A 14061-nucleotide genomic window follows, 5' to 3' on the forward strand; every position below is an offset into this window, starting at 1 on the left:
CTTATTGACAAGTTTATTTATTTACTGTTAGATCTATTTGTATCGAGTCGATACCAAACAAACACTATAACCCAAGAACCTAAACCAAAAGTAGCTATATCGAAGGAAGTAGCATGAGCAAATTAAACTTAGTCAAAAAGACGTCGTCGATACTGATTGCATCTGCATTGCTGGTCACCTCCGCCCATACGGTTGCCCATTCAAAACATACGGGTGGGATCCAATCGGGCACCAGTGATTCCGTACTCTCTGCATTTGACATTATCCACACCAAAATCACGACGGAGGGCAACACGGCAACATTTCATATTGCCGTATCCGACAAAGCGGGGAGCGTTAAACCGACCCCAACAGGAAAGCTAGCAGGGAGCGACGTTTTTTCTTACGTTTGGCCGACCACCATGAACAGCGGGCAAATCGGGTTTGAAGATGATGCGGGCATTTTGGCTTTCGCAGTCACATCCCACCCCGATTTTGACGATACCCCTCTTTACGATGAAAACGGCGATGGCGACAAAGCAAACGACGGGGACGTTTGGCACAGTCACTGGGTGGTATTGCAGCCTAATGAACAATGTGGACCAGGCGCTCTCGGAGTCGTTGATATTCCAGAGGGAAGTAAGCCCAAAGTACCAGACACATGGCCAGGCTTGCCGTTACTGATTGATAGCCCCGATTACACCCCTAACTTTGACGGCAATACGCTGAACGTGCAGGTTCAATTCGATGATATCGATGCCGTCAAATTGGCCAAATTTGATGGGGTTACGTCTGGTTTAAGAGTCAATGCAAGCGCGCATTCACCGCTTCTTTGCATTGTTGATGTGTTTGATGTCGCCTCTGGTGATCTAAGCCTGCCGGGCGTTGTTATACCCAAGTAACCTAAATAAGGAAAAACAATGAAATCATTACCACTAGCACCTGAACTAAAAACGGCGGGCTGGCTTAATTCTGATATCCCGATTGAGCTAAGAGATTTGCGAGGAAAAGTAGTTGTACTGCATACATTCCAAATGCTTTGCCCTGGATGTGTCAGCCACGGCTTGCCTCAGGCTTCTAAAATCCATCAGTTTTTTAAAGATGATGATGTACAAGTGATTGGGTTACATACCGTATTTGAGCATCATCAAGGTATGCAGCTAGAGTCACTAAAAGCCTTCGTCCACGAATATCGGTTAACGTTTCCGATCGGAATTGATGCGCCTTCTGGCGGTGATATCCCGCTCACAATGGCAGAGTACGGATTACCCGGCACACCTACATTGGTGTTGATCGATAAATCGGGTCAGATCCGGTTTACGCATCATGGGATCATCGAAGATATGATGGTTGGGAAAATGATCACTTCATTGCTGCATGAACAGTACATAGAGGCGGATCATTCATTGTCTGGAGATAAAAACAAAGGCTTGAGCTGCGACGAAGAAAAATGCTCAACAAACTAGTCGATATGATGCAATATTCCACATGAGTCATCCGATCCAAACCTTTAGGCGTGGTGCTTCCACTTTCCTTCCACGCCTCTTTTTATGTTGTGTCCTCAGTTCAATTATTTGAAACTGCGTTAGGCATATCCCCCTTGAGGTGTAACCTCATATCTGCGCAATCCTGATACACATTTCCCATAGCAGGGAACACGACGTATTCCCTCAAAACGCCTGCTTTAACGAAGCCACATTTTTCTAAGACTCGGATACTCGCAACGTGATTTACATATGGGTGAGTTCGAATCTCGCTAATACCGCTTCCTTTTAGTATTTCGATTCCAACCAAGCATAATTGAGTCGCCAGACCTCTATTTTGATGATCAGGCGAAATACCAAAATGAATTTCAGCATGTGTACCGTTAAAGATAAAGACAAGCATACCTATCACTTCGGACGTTTGATTACATTCCGCGACAGATACTTTAATTTTTGAAGAGGTTTTCAGGTTGGATTGGGACCATTTTTTGAGAGCCACTGACACCTCATCTTCATTAGCAAACGCTTTTCGAGCAAGGTATTGGGTTGTTTCTTCCCTTCCCAAATAATTTTTAAAAAGAGAAGTCGTATCTGACTTTCGAACAGACCTAACATTGATATCTGAGGCAGTTCTATGAACTTTCAAATCCGGACATTCTCCTCTAGAAGATTAGCCTTACTCTACTTTCAATTATTTTCGTCTTCTTCTCGTTTTTTCAGCTCGTTTTGGTACCAAGTTTCATTGATAAACCAACTCAGAGCACCGAAAACAAAGCCGCCACCTAAGCCAATCCCAGCCGCTTGCGACAAACTCACTAAGGCCGAAACATCGTGCTTCGATAATGCTGGTATCGAGTACGCTGCCAGTAAGGCAATGAAACCAGAGAAAATGGTCCAATTGAAAATGTACCGAACTTTTCCCGCTTCACGCTTTAGTTTCCAACGCTTAAATTTGTGCTCCAATGCATTCATCGCCATCTCTCGTTTTATTGATTATTATGAAAACATAATACCGCAAAATTAACTTCTTTGATAAAGCTGCTAGGTTCATTCACCCCTAAATAAACACGCTCGCCCGACTTTAGTTTAATTTCTACGTTAGGAACACCCATTACGTTATAAACCTTCACTTCTTTAGCGCGTTTTACAGCTTGGTCCCATACATTAACCTCACAGATGTCAGCGTATTGGATCACTCTCGGATGCCATACTCCGTAGCGGACATAAATCTGATTTTTGTCTAAAGAAATAGGTCGTATAGATAGCGCTTTGTATTCCGCAATGAAAAAGTGCATGCCAAGTAATGTCAGTATGGTCAAAGCATTAGCGGCAAAAGGAGATATCCAGAAGTGCACAAGAACGTGGGTAATCGGGACTTCAAATAAAATGATAAAAATAAACCCAAGAAGATTACTTTTTGTACCATCTTTCAGGTGCCCATGAAAATGTGAATTACCTTGGAAATCCTCCGTTTTCATTTTGCTAGAGAATAATGCGTATGACCACACGCGAATTTCGAAACATACCCATTTACTAAATATGCCGTGCCCAAATACACCCTCGACGGAGGTTGATATTGCTTCATCGGGGTCGGAATTCTTCTTAAGTAACGATTTGATGGTAAGAAAAACCATCAACATTGCGAAAACTTCTACCGCAAGCAGTAACGGAGCAATCAAGTAACGAGCAAATTCAAGGTGCGACCATAAAACTTTTGAGTCTTCGGGAATAATAAAGCTACCCAAAACAACGAGTACACCTACATACACGGCTGCTTTGGTTCCCGCTTCTTTTTTATCTTTGATGCACATAAAACAGAGAATCGGCAACACGATAATGCCATCGAGCAACAAAAACCACTCTGGTTTGTCGCCAGCAATATTGAACAACTTATCTATCGATGAGTGGATCGGTGTAGATTGGTAAAACATCGCCCAAAACAGCGAAATAGTAAGAAAGTAGACAAAAGGAATATGATGGCGCTGAAAGGTAGACATATCGATTTACTCCCAAAGCAGCAAGGAAAGGGCAAGCAACTTGTTCGTATTCAACCATCGTGAGCGATAATAGGATATTAAAGATCGATACTCGGTCACGTAAAGCTTTTTGTGTCAGCAGACATCACTTGGTTTTCAGGCTAGGCAATGCTGGATGTATTTTGCCAGCTGTTCAGGGTTTTCTAATGGCAGCATATGACCACTTCCTGAGATTCTAGTGACTGAAATACTCGACGCCAGAAATGTCGCTTCGTTATACCAGCTTAAGTCGACCAGTTTGTCTTTCTCGCTGCAAAAAATGAACGTGTTGCAGGGTGCGCAAGCAAGTTCTTGATACAAATCTTTCCGATGAGTCGTATGGTGGTATTGACTTAAAAAGGTGTCGATACCCAACTCGCGATCCATTTCCTGTATTTGCTCAATAAGTGAATCAGTCCGCTTACTTTCATCCAATAGAGCGGAGACTTTCGTGCGGCTAATACCTGAATACCCTTTTGCTTTAACATACTGAAGTACATGGTTTCTTTGTTTTACCTCAGCGGATGGCAATTCGGTTAAGCCGTTCGATATTACTATAAGGTTAGAAACGCGGTCTGGGTATTGATGGGTGAAATGCCCTGCACTGTAGCCACCCAATGAAAAACCGATGAGGTTAAGTTCGTCGCCTTTTAAGGTTTCACTATAATACTCGGTAATTTCATCAAAGCTTTTGTCATTGGGAATTGGCAAATGAACTAGGTCAAAGTCATCGACTAGGTAGTTCGATAACTCAGACCATAGTTTTTCATTGCACATCGTGCCAGGGATTAGATAGAGAGTTTTACGCATGAACTTAACGTATCAGGTCACTGAGATAATGTCTCTTAACTTTTTAATATCTCTGAATTTTATACACTCAAAAAGTAGCTATAGTAGGCCGTATCTCGTTCATACCCTAAAGATTCATATAGCTTTTGCGCTGTGAGATTATCGTGTGCGGTTTCAAGGGCTAGACCTTTGGCATTGGTACTGATTGCTAGCTCTTTTGCAGCGTTCATTAGTGCTTTTCCTGCGCCTTGACCTCTCGCATCCCCTGTAACAAACAGATCATTTAAAATCCAAGAGCGCTGCGCGGAAACTGATGAAAACGTCGGGTAAAGCTGGGTAAACCCGATACCTTCACCTTGCTCATTCAATGCAAGAAAGACGACAGATTCGTTGTTTTCGAGCCTCTCTTGAATAAACGCCGTCGCGACACCGATATCACTTTCATGACCATAAAAGACTCGATATTGGTTAAATAGGTCCGCTACCATAGCGACATTTTCTGCACTTGCTTTAATTATATCCATATAAAAATCCGTTCTTTAATTAAGCCAATTATTCCGACATTGTCGTGTTCAGAGTTTATGAAAACAACTTGTTGATTACAAAAACTTTATTTATCTAACACTACAATCGCATTCGCTAATTTATCCCCTATTCTTTGCCGACCTTTACCCAATATAAAGAGAGCGTCGATAGTGCCAATTATGGGCGATAAAATATTGCGTAAAAATGCGCGCCACAAGGTACAGCTTTTACCCGTAGATTTGTTGATGGTCGACATACCCAATACCAATTTCCCGATGCTTTTACCCCGTGGTAGGGCATCCGAGAATATAAAATAGGTGGCGGCAGCAGCAATGGAAGTCAGGACTTCAACATCGCTTCCAACCTGCAAATAGTCCGTTACGGCCATTACCGTGAGAAAAATCGCCCAAGAAATAGCACCATCTATTATTTGCCCAACATATCGCCTACCGGGGCTCGCTAGAATACGCGTATCTTCCATATCCTCTCCCCGTTTTCCCTGTCGAATTTGTTCTGGATTGGTATCCGCCATCTCTACAGCTTTTACATCACCGACTGTCGGTTCGATTTTCATTTAACCGTATCCATTTACTCTATTAAAAATTAAACGTGAACGAAAAAATCTAGCGGTTTCATTGGTGAAATGAAACGGCTGAGCGAAGGTTCTATTAGATGTGCCCCGCAATTTCGTTCAATACTTCAGTCAGCAATCTCGATACGTTTGTCTTTCCACGTCACTCAAGGAAATACAGAATGGAGTCTTTAGTCTTGTCTATGATTGTCTTCGCGTTTGCTGGCGCGGCGACACCTGGTCCGGTGAATATTATTGCTGCGGCATCTGGCGCTCAATACGGCTTACGCAAGGCTTCGGTTTATGTCGTTGGCGCATCTGTTTCTTACGCAATTGTTGTGCTGCTCAGTGGGCTAACGATTGGTTCACTTTTACTAACCCTGCCTGCATTTACTTTCTACCTTAAATTGGTCGGGTCGGCTTTCTTGATCTATTTAGCGTATAAAATCGCTACCGCTTCCCCTGAACCGCTGAAGGCGACGAATATCGGGCAGCATGCGCCAGGGTTTGGCAAGGGTGCATTAACTCAAGTATTGAACCCTAAAGCATGGCTTTACGCCTCGTCTGGCGTGTCTTTGTTTGTTGCAGGTAGCAGTACCCAAGACTTGCATTTACCGCTATTCGTCACTATCTCTTTAGTAGTTTGCCTTTTTGGTGTCGGTATTTGGGCATGTTTTGGGCAAGCTATCGGTCAATGGCTCAATAGCGCTCAGCGTCAAAGAGCATTCAATTGGACAATGGGTTTGCTATTAACGGTAACGGTGATAGGGATGTGGTGGAGTTAAAACATGAAGCAAGATGATTCAGTATTTTTGACCCAATCTCAAAGCCTACCATTTGTCGAAATACGCACAGCGTCTGATTCATTCGCATGCTATCAAGCTCACTCCCACGATGAGTTTTCTTTTGGTGTTATCGATGGTGGATGTGCAAGCTATCGCAACCTGAATCACACCCATCAGGTGCATCAAGGTCACACTGTGACGATTAACCCCGGAGACATGCATTCTTGCAATCCAGACAAAACGCAGTGGTCTTATCGAATGCTATTTGTCGATACCCAGTGGATTGGCAAATTACAGCAAGAGTGGACCAAAAAAAGCGGTGTGGATTACCAACCTTTCTTCCATCAATACGAACAACGCTCTGATTTGTATCGGTTATTTCATCAGCTCTATCAATCGCTTTTATCAGAGAAAAACGCGTTGGTGACTGAAACACTGATGGTTGAATATTTGGCAAGTATCTTTGAACATCCTGTTAGCCCAAGCCTCAATAAGCCCCTGAAAACGGAATCAAAATTGAATCGGGCAGCAGAGATGCTGTGTGACCAATTGGAAGTCAATGTCGCACTGGATAAGCTTGCAAGCGAAGTAGACATGAGTCGATACCAGCTGATTCGAGCATTCAATCGGCGGTATGGCGTTTCTCCTCATGCCTACCAATTAGACCAACGGATAATCAAAGCAAAATCTCTACTTAAACGTGGGTTATCTTTAGCCGATACCGCCTCTGAAACTGGGTTTTCTGATCAGGCGCATTTTCAACGTCATTTCAAAAAACGTTTGGCGATCACCCCTAAGCTTTATCAATCCTTTTTTATTACCTAGCTCGCACACCAAAAACACACAGTTGCATATGAAAAGTAGTTCGATATAGAGTCGAATCTACTATCGATTCTATAGAATATGGGAAGGAAAAGGTGATGCGAACACTTCTTTTAAGCCTAATGATGTTTAACGTCCATGTTGCAGCTGAAGAGATGTCTATCCCCAGTGACGTATTGAACTGCGTAGGCAGTGAGCCCGATTGGTACCTAGAAGTCACGCCGAAAAAAGCATCATTCAAATCGCTCTCTACCGACGCATTCTCGGTCAGCGTTACACAAGCTATAGAGACCGATAATCACACCAATAAATGGGTCATTACCGCTGAGGACGACCAGTTTCACCAACAGATTGTTATAGCGTTAGCCGACACTCATACCTGCTCTGATGACATGAGCGATAAAGTATATCAATACGAGACGATACTCCTTGTACACGGTCAGGAAGCCTATAGCGGGTGCTGCAACGTGATAAAAGACTAGTAGGCTACTAACCTCTTATCCCGAGTTCGGGTTACTTAGCAAAATTAGCAGGGATAAATCAACACTTTGTGACTTTCAAAAGCAAGTCACCGGAATGTTCAAGTAAATCGGTGGTGTCGACTGAAGGCGCACATAGCCACCGGTCTACTTCGCTAGGTGGGATGAGAAGCGGCATTCGATGGTGGTAAGGTTCGTAAACTTTATCGGGTTTAGTCGTTAATGTAACAACATTGTTCATGGACTCTAACCCAATCGCAGCCATATAAAGCGGTTCATCTTTTGGTGGTTCGAAAAGGTACTTTTGCTTTAAACCTTCACGTGATACCCATTCATACCAACCACTGCAGGGCACTACCACGCGTGACGATTCATAAGCGCTTCGAAACGTCGGCTTGGAAGCAACCGTTTCTGCTTGCGCATTAATGATGACTTTTTTAGCCCAATGGGGCTTGATACCCCAGCTAAGGTCGTATTGTTGTAAACCAAATGAGGCTGCGCCTACCACAGCAAGCGTATCTGTTGGTCTGACATCGGAGTTGGGTTGTGTCAAAAATCGAATACCAAGCTGCTCACAAACCTGCTGAGCAAATGGATCGTCCATAACATTAAGTCTGCCGCACATCATAATTTCCACTGATTCCTTCAGATTCAGTATAGTCTGCGGTTTTTACGTCATACCTATTTGTAAAAATGAAAATAAAAAAAGCAGATCCGAAGATCTGCCAAACGAGTAGATTATTACGTGCTGCCATCGCAATAGGCACAATGACTATCACTTACTCAGTACTACATCATACGATGCATTGAAAAGTCTCAGTCAAGACGCTTGCTTGCCTACGATCATTTGATAATCGGCATCTAACCTGCGCTTTTCTTCTTCGGGTAGAACCGTCCAATGTTGACCTGTTCTCGCCCCTTCAATTTCGTAAAGCAGCTTAGGCGACACATCCAAATCAAGCCCGAGCTTTACGATTTTGCTCACGATATCTGCGGTAGAATCTTGTTGAAGTTCCGTCATAGAACCTATGCCAATTCTGCGGAACAACTTAAGATGCAGACGACGAACATTTGGCAACAACCGCAGAGGTTGGTTGGCTCGATGATCACGGTTAGCGGCTTCGATAGACAAATGAACCGCCTCGATAAATGTGACCTCATCAAGCTCAGAGAATAATGAAAAATAATGTGCGGCAATTTTAAAATCGCCCTTCATTTGTGGCTCTGGTTGGCATTCACCACAACCCATTGCAACCAATTGGCCTTTGAGTTGGTCTCCTGCCCTTAGAAAAACATGTTCATCACGGGCCACCGCGAAAATGACATCGTTACAGAAAATCCCTGTGCCTCCAAACATTGCACGAGAGCTTACGCGTCCAAATCGCTGCGCGATGAGTATGGTTGAATCAACATTTACGTTCATACCCTTTCCCCCTTTTATTACATCCTTGGCGTTATGCCTCAGGAAACGCCAGCACCCTCATACTGGCTTCACAAATGTGTGATGTTTCCTTACGTTTCAAGCCATTTATAGCTTGGATATCAGTGCCATCGTTTCAGATACGAACATGTGATGGTCACTGTCGACAATCAATTTGACTGTCATGAGTAATGTAACGGTGATAAAGACTGGGCGAACCACTTTATCGCCGTTATGGATTACGATTTTGCTTCCGACGACTGAACCTAAAATCTGTCCAGCGCCCATTACAAGTCCTAGTGTGTAGTCCACGGAACCTAGCCCTATAAAAAACAGTAAAGAGACCAAGTTACCCATGAGGTTCAGCGGTTTTGTAGCGATGGTTGCTTGCTTGATCGTGACACCTAAAAGGATCACGAAAGCCACCATCCAGATCGAACCAGTACCTGGACCAAAAAAACCGTTATAGAACCCAATCGCTAATCCACAAATCAACATGAATCGACGATTGGAAATCTTGGCTTCAGCCGCTACGTTGTTTTTAATTCTTTTCGATAAAATCGAATAAAATGTAATGCACACCATTAGAACTGGCAGAAGAAGTTGCAGTACTTCTTTTGAAAACAAACTCACCGAATAAGAGCCTAAAACTGCCCCTATTGCCGTGGTTAAAATGCCAAATCCAAATCCTTTGAGTTTTATCTCTTTATTTAGCCAATAGGTAATCAACGCTGTGGTTTCACCTATGACTGCCTGTAATCTGTTGGTTCCTAATACAACCAGTGGTGGTATACCTGCTAGCATCATACTTGGCACTGTTATTAGCCCACCACCACCAGCAATCGCATCCACGATGCCAGCAATCAATGCAGCGCAAAACAGCCAAATTAAAACACTTTCAGATACACTAAAAAGCGACAGCTCCATTTGTCAAAACTCCGTACAGGGCAAAAAAAAGCCGAGCCTTGTACCATTGACCAAGGCTCGGTAAAACATGGATTTAGGACGTTCTGCGATTCACAATTACACGGTGCATTACACGTAATGAACCATAGTAATCGTTTACCGCATGGTGTTGCACCGACCGGTTGTCCCACATAACAACCGTGCCATTTTCCCACTTAATGCGGGTGGTGAACTCGGGTCTTGCAACATATTCGTAGAGGTACTCTAGTATTGGGGTACTTTCTTCTACAGTCATGTTGGCAAATTTGTGTGTGTGCTCCTTATTAACGTATATAGAGGGATTGCCTGTATCTTCGTTAATTTTTGCTGCTGGGTGGATTGCTTCAAACGACGCATTCGCTGTAGCAATCTCACTAAAATTGGTTAAATGTGGAGTCTTTTGTTTTGCTGACTGATGCTTGTTCGAAATATACACAGCATCATTGTTCAACAAGAACTCCTTCATCCCACTCGATAATCGACTGAACGCCGTTTGGCTGTCAGAGAAAACCGTATCACCGCCTACTTCAGGCGTAGCTCGAGCGGTCAAAATGGTAAAATCGGGTGGGCTATCCAAATAAGTGGAATCCACATGCCACATCCCGCTAAAGTTTTCTTGCTGGTGAGGTTCTTTTCGTATTTCTACGATATTTGGGTGCCCTTCAATTCCGCTTGAGAATGGGTACTTTTGAACTTCACCTAATTTGTTTGAAAATGCCATCAAGTCTTCAGATGAAATAAATTGATCTCTAAAAACCAATACTTTGTTTTCTAGCATCAGCTCTTTAACGAAGATAAGCCCATCTTCATCCAGCTCTGCTAATTTCAACCCTTCAACTTCTAAGCCCATATGAGGTGCCAATCGCCTGACACGCGTTTCTATCTTAAATTGTGGTGTTGCAACCTTGTCCATGATCGTTAAGTCCGTCTTTTTGTTTAATTATGCGACGCCATTATTAGTATCAATTTTCAACATGTAGTTAAATTAATCATATCTAACTCCAATATTAAGGTTGAACTTAATGCTTACTTCACAGGACCTTGAATTTTTCGATACGATCGCCAACAGCCCTTCATTGGCTGCGGCTGCCAGAACGCTCAACGTAACCCCCCCAAGTATTTCGCAAAGGTTGCAGGCACTGGAAAAAAAATTAAATGTAAAATTAGTTGAAAGAAGCGTTCGTTCTACAACACTCACTGAAGAAGGGGAAAAGCTGGCCAAACGGGGGCGCAAGCTACTTGTAGACATTGAATCATTACAGAATGAAATACTCGCTGACAAACAAGTCATTGAGGGAGAATTGAGGGTATTGTCCCCATTAGGATTTGGCATCGATTACATTGCTCCTCTTGTCACAGAGTTTCAAGAACGATACACAAATATTGATATCGACCTGACTCTTTCAGACATACCGCGCTGGACAGACCGGCAACATCCGGATGTAATGGTTTACATTGGTGAACTTAAGAACTCTTCACTCAAATGCATACATCTTGCAGAAAATCGACGCCTTTTGCTCGCATCTCCTCAATACTTGAGAAATTCGCCACCTTTGCTCTGTCCGCAAGATTTGCACAAGCATCAATGTATCGCATTGCGAGAAAATGATGAAGATGTGACCATGTGGAAGTTTGAAGCCACCAGCAATCAGCCACTCACAGGGGTAAGAATTCACCCCAAATTATCCAGTAATGTAGGGCAAGTTATTAAAGATTGGGCTGTGGATGGAAAAGGAATCATCCAACGTTCAGAGTGGGATGTGACCAAAGAACTCAAATCCGGTGAGCTGGTTTCACTCTTACCAGACTTCCCTATTCCAAGAGCCGATGTGGTGGCGCTAGTGTCTGATGACAGACAACAACGTCCATTGAAAGTGAACTTATTCTTAGACTTTATTAAAGCGCGTCTTTCAAACCGACCATGGTTTAATAAAGCATAGGTTCGACAAAGCATAAGTTTAACAAGGCATAGGTTCAGCAAAGCTTGAGGTTAATTCGCAGGAGAAAGAACCACTCACATAAAAATTACTCTTGTAAACAAATACTCAAGTAAATAATCACTCAAGTAAGAAAACAATATTCCCCATCACCATGGTGAGCCAAATAGGTGCGTAAGGGATATCTTCAGGAGACATTTTTGTAATGTCGTCTCCGAGTATGACTAGGTCAGCGGATTTGCCTACTTCGAGTGTGCCCGTTAAATGCTCTATCCCTAAGCTTATCGCAGGGTTTTGAGTGTACGCTTTTATCGCAGCATCGATATCGGGAAGCCCCTGCTCCCCCATTTTTAGGCTATTGGCAATACCCGCTAATGGGCTGATCGGATGGACATTCCAATCACTGCTCAAGCTAACATTCGCCCCTGAACGATATAGCTTGTTCAAAGGCATCAGATCGTGGATACGTTTCTTTCCAATAAATGGCTTCGCCCAATCATGGTCTTGTTGTGCAATGTAGTCAGACCCAACTTGCATGTCTGCTGTCACACCCAGCCTCGCAAATCTCGGTATGTCTTTTTTATTTATCATCTCAACGTGCGTTAGCGTGTAGGAAGCGGTTCTGGCTCGATTATCTAGGCTTTCAATCGCATCTAGCGACGCTCGGACGGCTTTGTCGCCAATCGCGTGGATGTGAGCGCCATAACCAATGCCATTTAACAAATGTAGCCACTCTTCCATTTCGCCCGGTGGAATGTAGTACAACCCATCTTTACTTTTAGGCATGTAAGAAAACAAATACGGTGCCAACGTTTTCGCCGTGCCATTAATCAATATTCCGTCACTGTACATTTTTACCTGATCAATGCGTAACCAGCCTTGATCATCGTTCCGATAAATGCGCTCTAAGTATTTCATTTGCTTAAGCATGTCATCTTGAGGATAGATCCACGGACGAAGAGATACTCTAGCGGTTAAAGCACCATTGATTTCCGCCTGCTGCCAAACTTCTAGCCAGCCTCGCTTCCAATACATCCGTCCATCACCAATGGTGGTAATACCATGCTGTGCGGTCTCGTTTAACCCATTTATAAGCCCTCTGTAACTGGCTTCGAAAAGGTTATCGGAGCTGTTCCAAGCAAGCTCCATGATCACGTCTCCAGCGTTATCCAATAAAATGCCGTTGAGCTTACCTGTGCGTTTGTCTTTCAGAATACGCCCGCCAGCAGGATGGGGTGTTTTCGCAGTAAAATTGGCAGCAGCAAGGGCTGCGGAATTAACCCACATAGAGTGTGACGTTTGCTCCATGAGAACCACTGGCTTATCTGGAAACACACTATCAAGTACCTCTAACGGAGTGCGTTTGTTCGATTTATGCAGAATATGATCGAGTTGAAAGCCGTACCCAATGATCCACTTTTGCTTCTCTCCATATTCTTTGCAATAGCGTAAATAGGGGATTTGTTCTTCAAGAAAAACGTCTGGATCCACATAACAGTCGCCGCCCACTTCGGATGCCGATTCAAAAACGTGGTTATGGTTATCAATAAACCCCGGTAAAACTAACGCACCGTTGGCGTTTATGATTTTGGTTTCAACGTCAATATAATCTTCTACACTGGCTTCACTTCCAAGATAGTCAATTTTTCCTTCTCGGATCGCCATCGCAGAGACACGAAAGCCTTTCCCTGTATAAATATTGGCGTTACGCACAACAGAATCCGCTTTTAAAACGGCAAAGGAAGGAAAACAAATAAAAAGTAATGAACACCAAACAGTTAGACGTGCCATTCCAACACTCCAAGTGAGACCTAAGTCTATATAATAGGTCATTCTAAGATGGCTTCCGCTATGAGAAATAACTAAACGAGATAAGAATCAAATGTAAGATTATTTTTTTTAAAGCTCAAATTAAAATCAATGTGGGGATTTTATGAGCTACTGATCATATAAATTTACTTTTGTAGAATTTTATTTTGTATTCCTCACAATTGTTGTGATTATATTGGGCCCAACAAATTGCTCATATGGAATAAAAATCACATGCCTCAAACCCTTTCAAAATCAGCTCAAGAAGTTCTAGTAGGTGAAAATGAACAGCTTGTTTCTACAACCGACTTAAAGGGCGTTATCACATATTGTAACCCTGCCTTTTGTAGAGTCGCTGGTTTTGAAGAGAGTGAGCTTTTAGGGCAGAACCATAACCTTGTTCGCCACACCGACATGCCAAAAGCGGCGTTTGCTGATATGTGGTCGCACCTAAAGAAGGGTAATGCTTGGCGAGGGATTGTGAAAAATCGAACCAAGAAT

At 43.2% G+C, this 14061-nt stretch carries 18 protein-coding genes; 7 read left to right on the forward strand and 11 right to left on the reverse strand.

The genetic code is table 11. From position 1 onward, the window contains the following. Window positions 1–113 precede the first annotated feature (113 nt). Together Q8W40_RS20420 and Q8W40_RS20425 are read left to right on the forward strand one after the other, a co-directional pair. Entirely contained in the window at window positions 114–881 is a 768-nt protein-coding gene (locus tag Q8W40_RS20420; protein WP_305399827.1) for a hypothetical protein, read from the forward strand. A gap of 18 nt (window positions 882–899) precedes the next feature. Then, window positions 900–1445, forward strand: coding sequence for a redoxin domain-containing protein (locus tag Q8W40_RS20425; protein WP_305399828.1), 546 nt, complete (start codon window positions 900–902; stop codon window positions 1443–1445). A 100-nt stretch (window positions 1446–1545) separates the two neighbouring features. Here Q8W40_RS20425 and Q8W40_RS20430 read toward each other — a convergent pair whose 3' ends face one another. From Q8W40_RS20430 to Q8W40_RS20455, 6 genes are all read right to left on the reverse strand, one after another. Next, complete coding sequence (locus Q8W40_RS20430) at window positions 1546–2109, reverse strand: GNAT family N-acetyltransferase (protein ID WP_305399830.1); 564 nt, start codon at window positions 2107–2109, stop codon at window positions 1546–1548. Between the two features lie 41 nt (window positions 2110–2150). After that, the gene (locus tag Q8W40_RS20435) at window positions 2151–2435 is read right to left on the reverse strand and encodes a hypothetical protein (RefSeq protein WP_305399832.1); all 285 of its coding nucleotides are present in this window, start codon (window positions 2433–2435) and stop codon (window positions 2151–2153) included. Window positions 2436–2449: 14 nt separating this feature from the next. After that, window positions 2450–3460: a hypothetical protein gene (locus Q8W40_RS20440; RefSeq protein ID WP_305399834.1), complete on the reverse strand. Its 1011-nt coding sequence runs from the start codon at window positions 3458–3460 to the stop codon at window positions 2450–2452. Window positions 3461–3595: 135 nt separating this feature from the next. After that, complete coding sequence (locus Q8W40_RS20445) at window positions 3596–4288, reverse strand: alpha/beta fold hydrolase (RefSeq protein ID WP_305399836.1); 693 nt, start codon at window positions 4286–4288, stop codon at window positions 3596–3598. 59 nt (window positions 4289–4347) lie between these two features. Then, window positions 4348–4791 (reverse strand): GNAT family N-acetyltransferase, encoded by a 444-nt coding sequence (locus Q8W40_RS20450; protein ID WP_305399837.1) that lies wholly within the window; start codon window positions 4789–4791, stop codon window positions 4348–4350. A gap of 86 nt (window positions 4792–4877) precedes the next feature. After that, complete coding sequence (locus Q8W40_RS20455; protein WP_305399839.1) at window positions 4878–5366, reverse strand: RDD family protein; 489 nt, start codon at window positions 5364–5366, stop codon at window positions 4878–4880. A gap of 179 nt (window positions 5367–5545) precedes the next feature. Between Q8W40_RS20455 and Q8W40_RS20460 the strand changes: the two genes are divergently transcribed. The 3 genes from Q8W40_RS20460 to Q8W40_RS20470 all read left to right on the forward strand — a co-directional run bounded on the left by Q8W40_RS20460 (window position 5546) and on the right by Q8W40_RS20470 (window position 7452). Further along, window positions 5546–6148 (forward strand): LysE family translocator, encoded by a 603-nt coding sequence (locus tag Q8W40_RS20460; protein WP_305399841.1) that lies wholly within the window; start codon window positions 5546–5548, stop codon window positions 6146–6148. Between the two features lie 3 nt (window positions 6149–6151). Beyond that, complete coding sequence (locus tag Q8W40_RS20465; protein ID WP_305399842.1) at window positions 6152–6973, forward strand: helix-turn-helix transcriptional regulator; 822 nt, start codon at window positions 6152–6154, stop codon at window positions 6971–6973. Between the two features lie 95 nt (window positions 6974–7068). Beyond that, entirely contained in the window at window positions 7069–7452 is a 384-nt protein-coding gene (locus Q8W40_RS20470) for a hypothetical protein (protein ID WP_305399844.1), read from the forward strand. Between the two features lie 58 nt (window positions 7453–7510). On the opposite strand, the gene Q8W40_RS20475 is transcribed toward Q8W40_RS20470, so the two are convergent. From Q8W40_RS20475 to Q8W40_RS20490, 4 genes are all read right to left on the reverse strand, one after another. After that, window positions 7511–8077 carry an SOS response-associated peptidase gene (locus Q8W40_RS20475; protein WP_305399845.1) on the reverse strand — a complete coding sequence of 189 codons (567 nt, stop codon included), beginning with the start codon at window positions 8075–8077 and terminating at the stop codon, window positions 7511–7513. Window positions 8078–8269: 192 nt separating this feature from the next. Beyond that, a complete protein-coding gene (locus Q8W40_RS20480; RefSeq protein WP_224055693.1) occupies window positions 8270–8872 on the reverse strand; it encodes a TfoX/Sxy family protein in 603 nt (200 codons plus the stop codon). A 105-nt stretch (window positions 8873–8977) separates the two neighbouring features. Next, a complete protein-coding gene (locus Q8W40_RS20485) occupies window positions 8978–9796 on the reverse strand; it encodes a TSUP family transporter (RefSeq protein WP_101111765.1) in 819 nt (272 codons plus the stop codon). Window positions 9797–9869: 73 nt separating this feature from the next. Continuing rightward, a complete protein-coding gene (locus Q8W40_RS20490) occupies window positions 9870–10727 on the reverse strand; it encodes a TauD/TfdA dioxygenase family protein (RefSeq protein WP_305399847.1) in 858 nt (285 codons plus the stop codon). Between the two features lie 109 nt (window positions 10728–10836). Here Q8W40_RS20490 and Q8W40_RS20495 point away from each other — a divergent pair, with 109 nt between their 5' ends. Continuing rightward, window positions 10837–11754, forward strand: coding sequence for a LysR family transcriptional regulator (locus Q8W40_RS20495; RefSeq protein ID WP_101111767.1), 918 nt, complete (start codon window positions 10837–10839; stop codon window positions 11752–11754). Between the two features lie 117 nt (window positions 11755–11871). On the opposite strand, the gene Q8W40_RS20500 is transcribed toward Q8W40_RS20495, so the two are convergent. Further along, window positions 11872–13542, reverse strand: coding sequence for an amidohydrolase (locus Q8W40_RS20500; protein WP_305399848.1), 1671 nt, complete (start codon window positions 13540–13542; stop codon window positions 11872–11874). A 252-nt stretch (window positions 13543–13794) separates the two neighbouring features. On the opposite strand from Q8W40_RS20500, the gene Q8W40_RS20505 reads away from it, so the two are divergent. Beyond that, window positions 13795–14061: PAS domain-containing protein (locus tag Q8W40_RS20505; protein WP_305399849.1), on the forward strand; the 267-nt coding region annotated here is incomplete at its 3' end.

It is taken from the genome of Vibrio penaeicida, from assembly GCF_030689305.1.
In the GTDB taxonomy this organism is placed as follows: Bacteria; Pseudomonadota; Gammaproteobacteria; order Enterobacterales; family Vibrionaceae; genus Vibrio; species Vibrio penaeicida_B.

Bases quoted from the DNA above. Each gene is read 5' to 3' on its own strand.
- Q8W40_RS20435 (WP_305399832.1), bottom strand. From the start codon at position 2,435: ATGAATGCATTGGAGCACAAATTTAAGCGTTGGAAACTAAAGCGTGAA.
- Q8W40_RS20440 (WP_305399834.1), bottom strand. From the start codon at position 3,460: ATGTCTACCTTTCAGCGCCATCATATTCCTTTTGTCTACTTTCTTACT.
- Q8W40_RS20480 (WP_224055693.1), bottom strand. From the start codon at position 8,872: ATGAACGTAAATGTTGATTCAACCATACTCATCGCGCAGCGATTTGGA.
- Q8W40_RS20460 (WP_305399841.1), top strand. From the start codon at position 5,546: ATGGAGTCTTTAGTCTTGTCTATGATTGTCTTCGCGTTTGCTGGCGCG.
- Q8W40_RS20450 (WP_305399837.1), bottom strand. From the start codon at position 4,791: ATGGATATAATTAAAGCAAGTGCAGAAAATGTCGCTATGGTAGCGGAC.
- Q8W40_RS20445 (WP_305399836.1), bottom strand. From the start codon at position 4,288: ATGCGTAAAACTCTCTATCTAATCCCTGGCACGATGTGCAATGAAAAA.
- Q8W40_RS20485 (WP_101111765.1), bottom strand. From the start codon at position 9,796: ATGGAGCTGTCGCTTTTTAGTGTATCTGAAAGTGTTTTAATTTGGCTG.
- Q8W40_RS20500 (WP_305399848.1), bottom strand. From the start codon at position 13,542: ATGGCACGTCTAACTGTTTGGTGTTCATTACTTTTTATTTGTTTTCCT.
- Q8W40_RS20495 (WP_101111767.1), top strand. From the start codon at position 10,837: ATGCTTACTTCACAGGACCTTGAATTTTTCGATACGATCGCCAACAGC.
- Q8W40_RS20470 (WP_305399844.1), top strand. From the start codon at position 7,069: ATGCGAACACTTCTTTTAAGCCTAATGATGTTTAACGTCCATGTTGCA.
- Q8W40_RS20490 (WP_305399847.1), bottom strand. From the start codon at position 10,727: ATGGACAAGGTTGCAACACCACAATTTAAGATAGAAACGCGTGTCAGG.
- Q8W40_RS20475 (WP_305399845.1), bottom strand. From the start codon at position 8,077: ATGATGTGCGGCAGACTTAATGTTATGGACGATCCATTTGCTCAGCAG.
- Q8W40_RS20465 (WP_305399842.1), top strand. From the start codon at position 6,152: ATGAAGCAAGATGATTCAGTATTTTTGACCCAATCTCAAAGCCTACCA.
- Q8W40_RS20420 (WP_305399827.1), top strand. From the start codon at position 114: ATGAGCAAATTAAACTTAGTCAAAAAGACGTCGTCGATACTGATTGCA.
- Q8W40_RS20425 (WP_305399828.1), top strand. From the start codon at position 900: ATGAAATCATTACCACTAGCACCTGAACTAAAAACGGCGGGCTGGCTT.
- Q8W40_RS20455 (WP_305399839.1), bottom strand. From the start codon at position 5,366: ATGAAAATCGAACCGACAGTCGGTGATGTAAAAGCTGTAGAGATGGCG.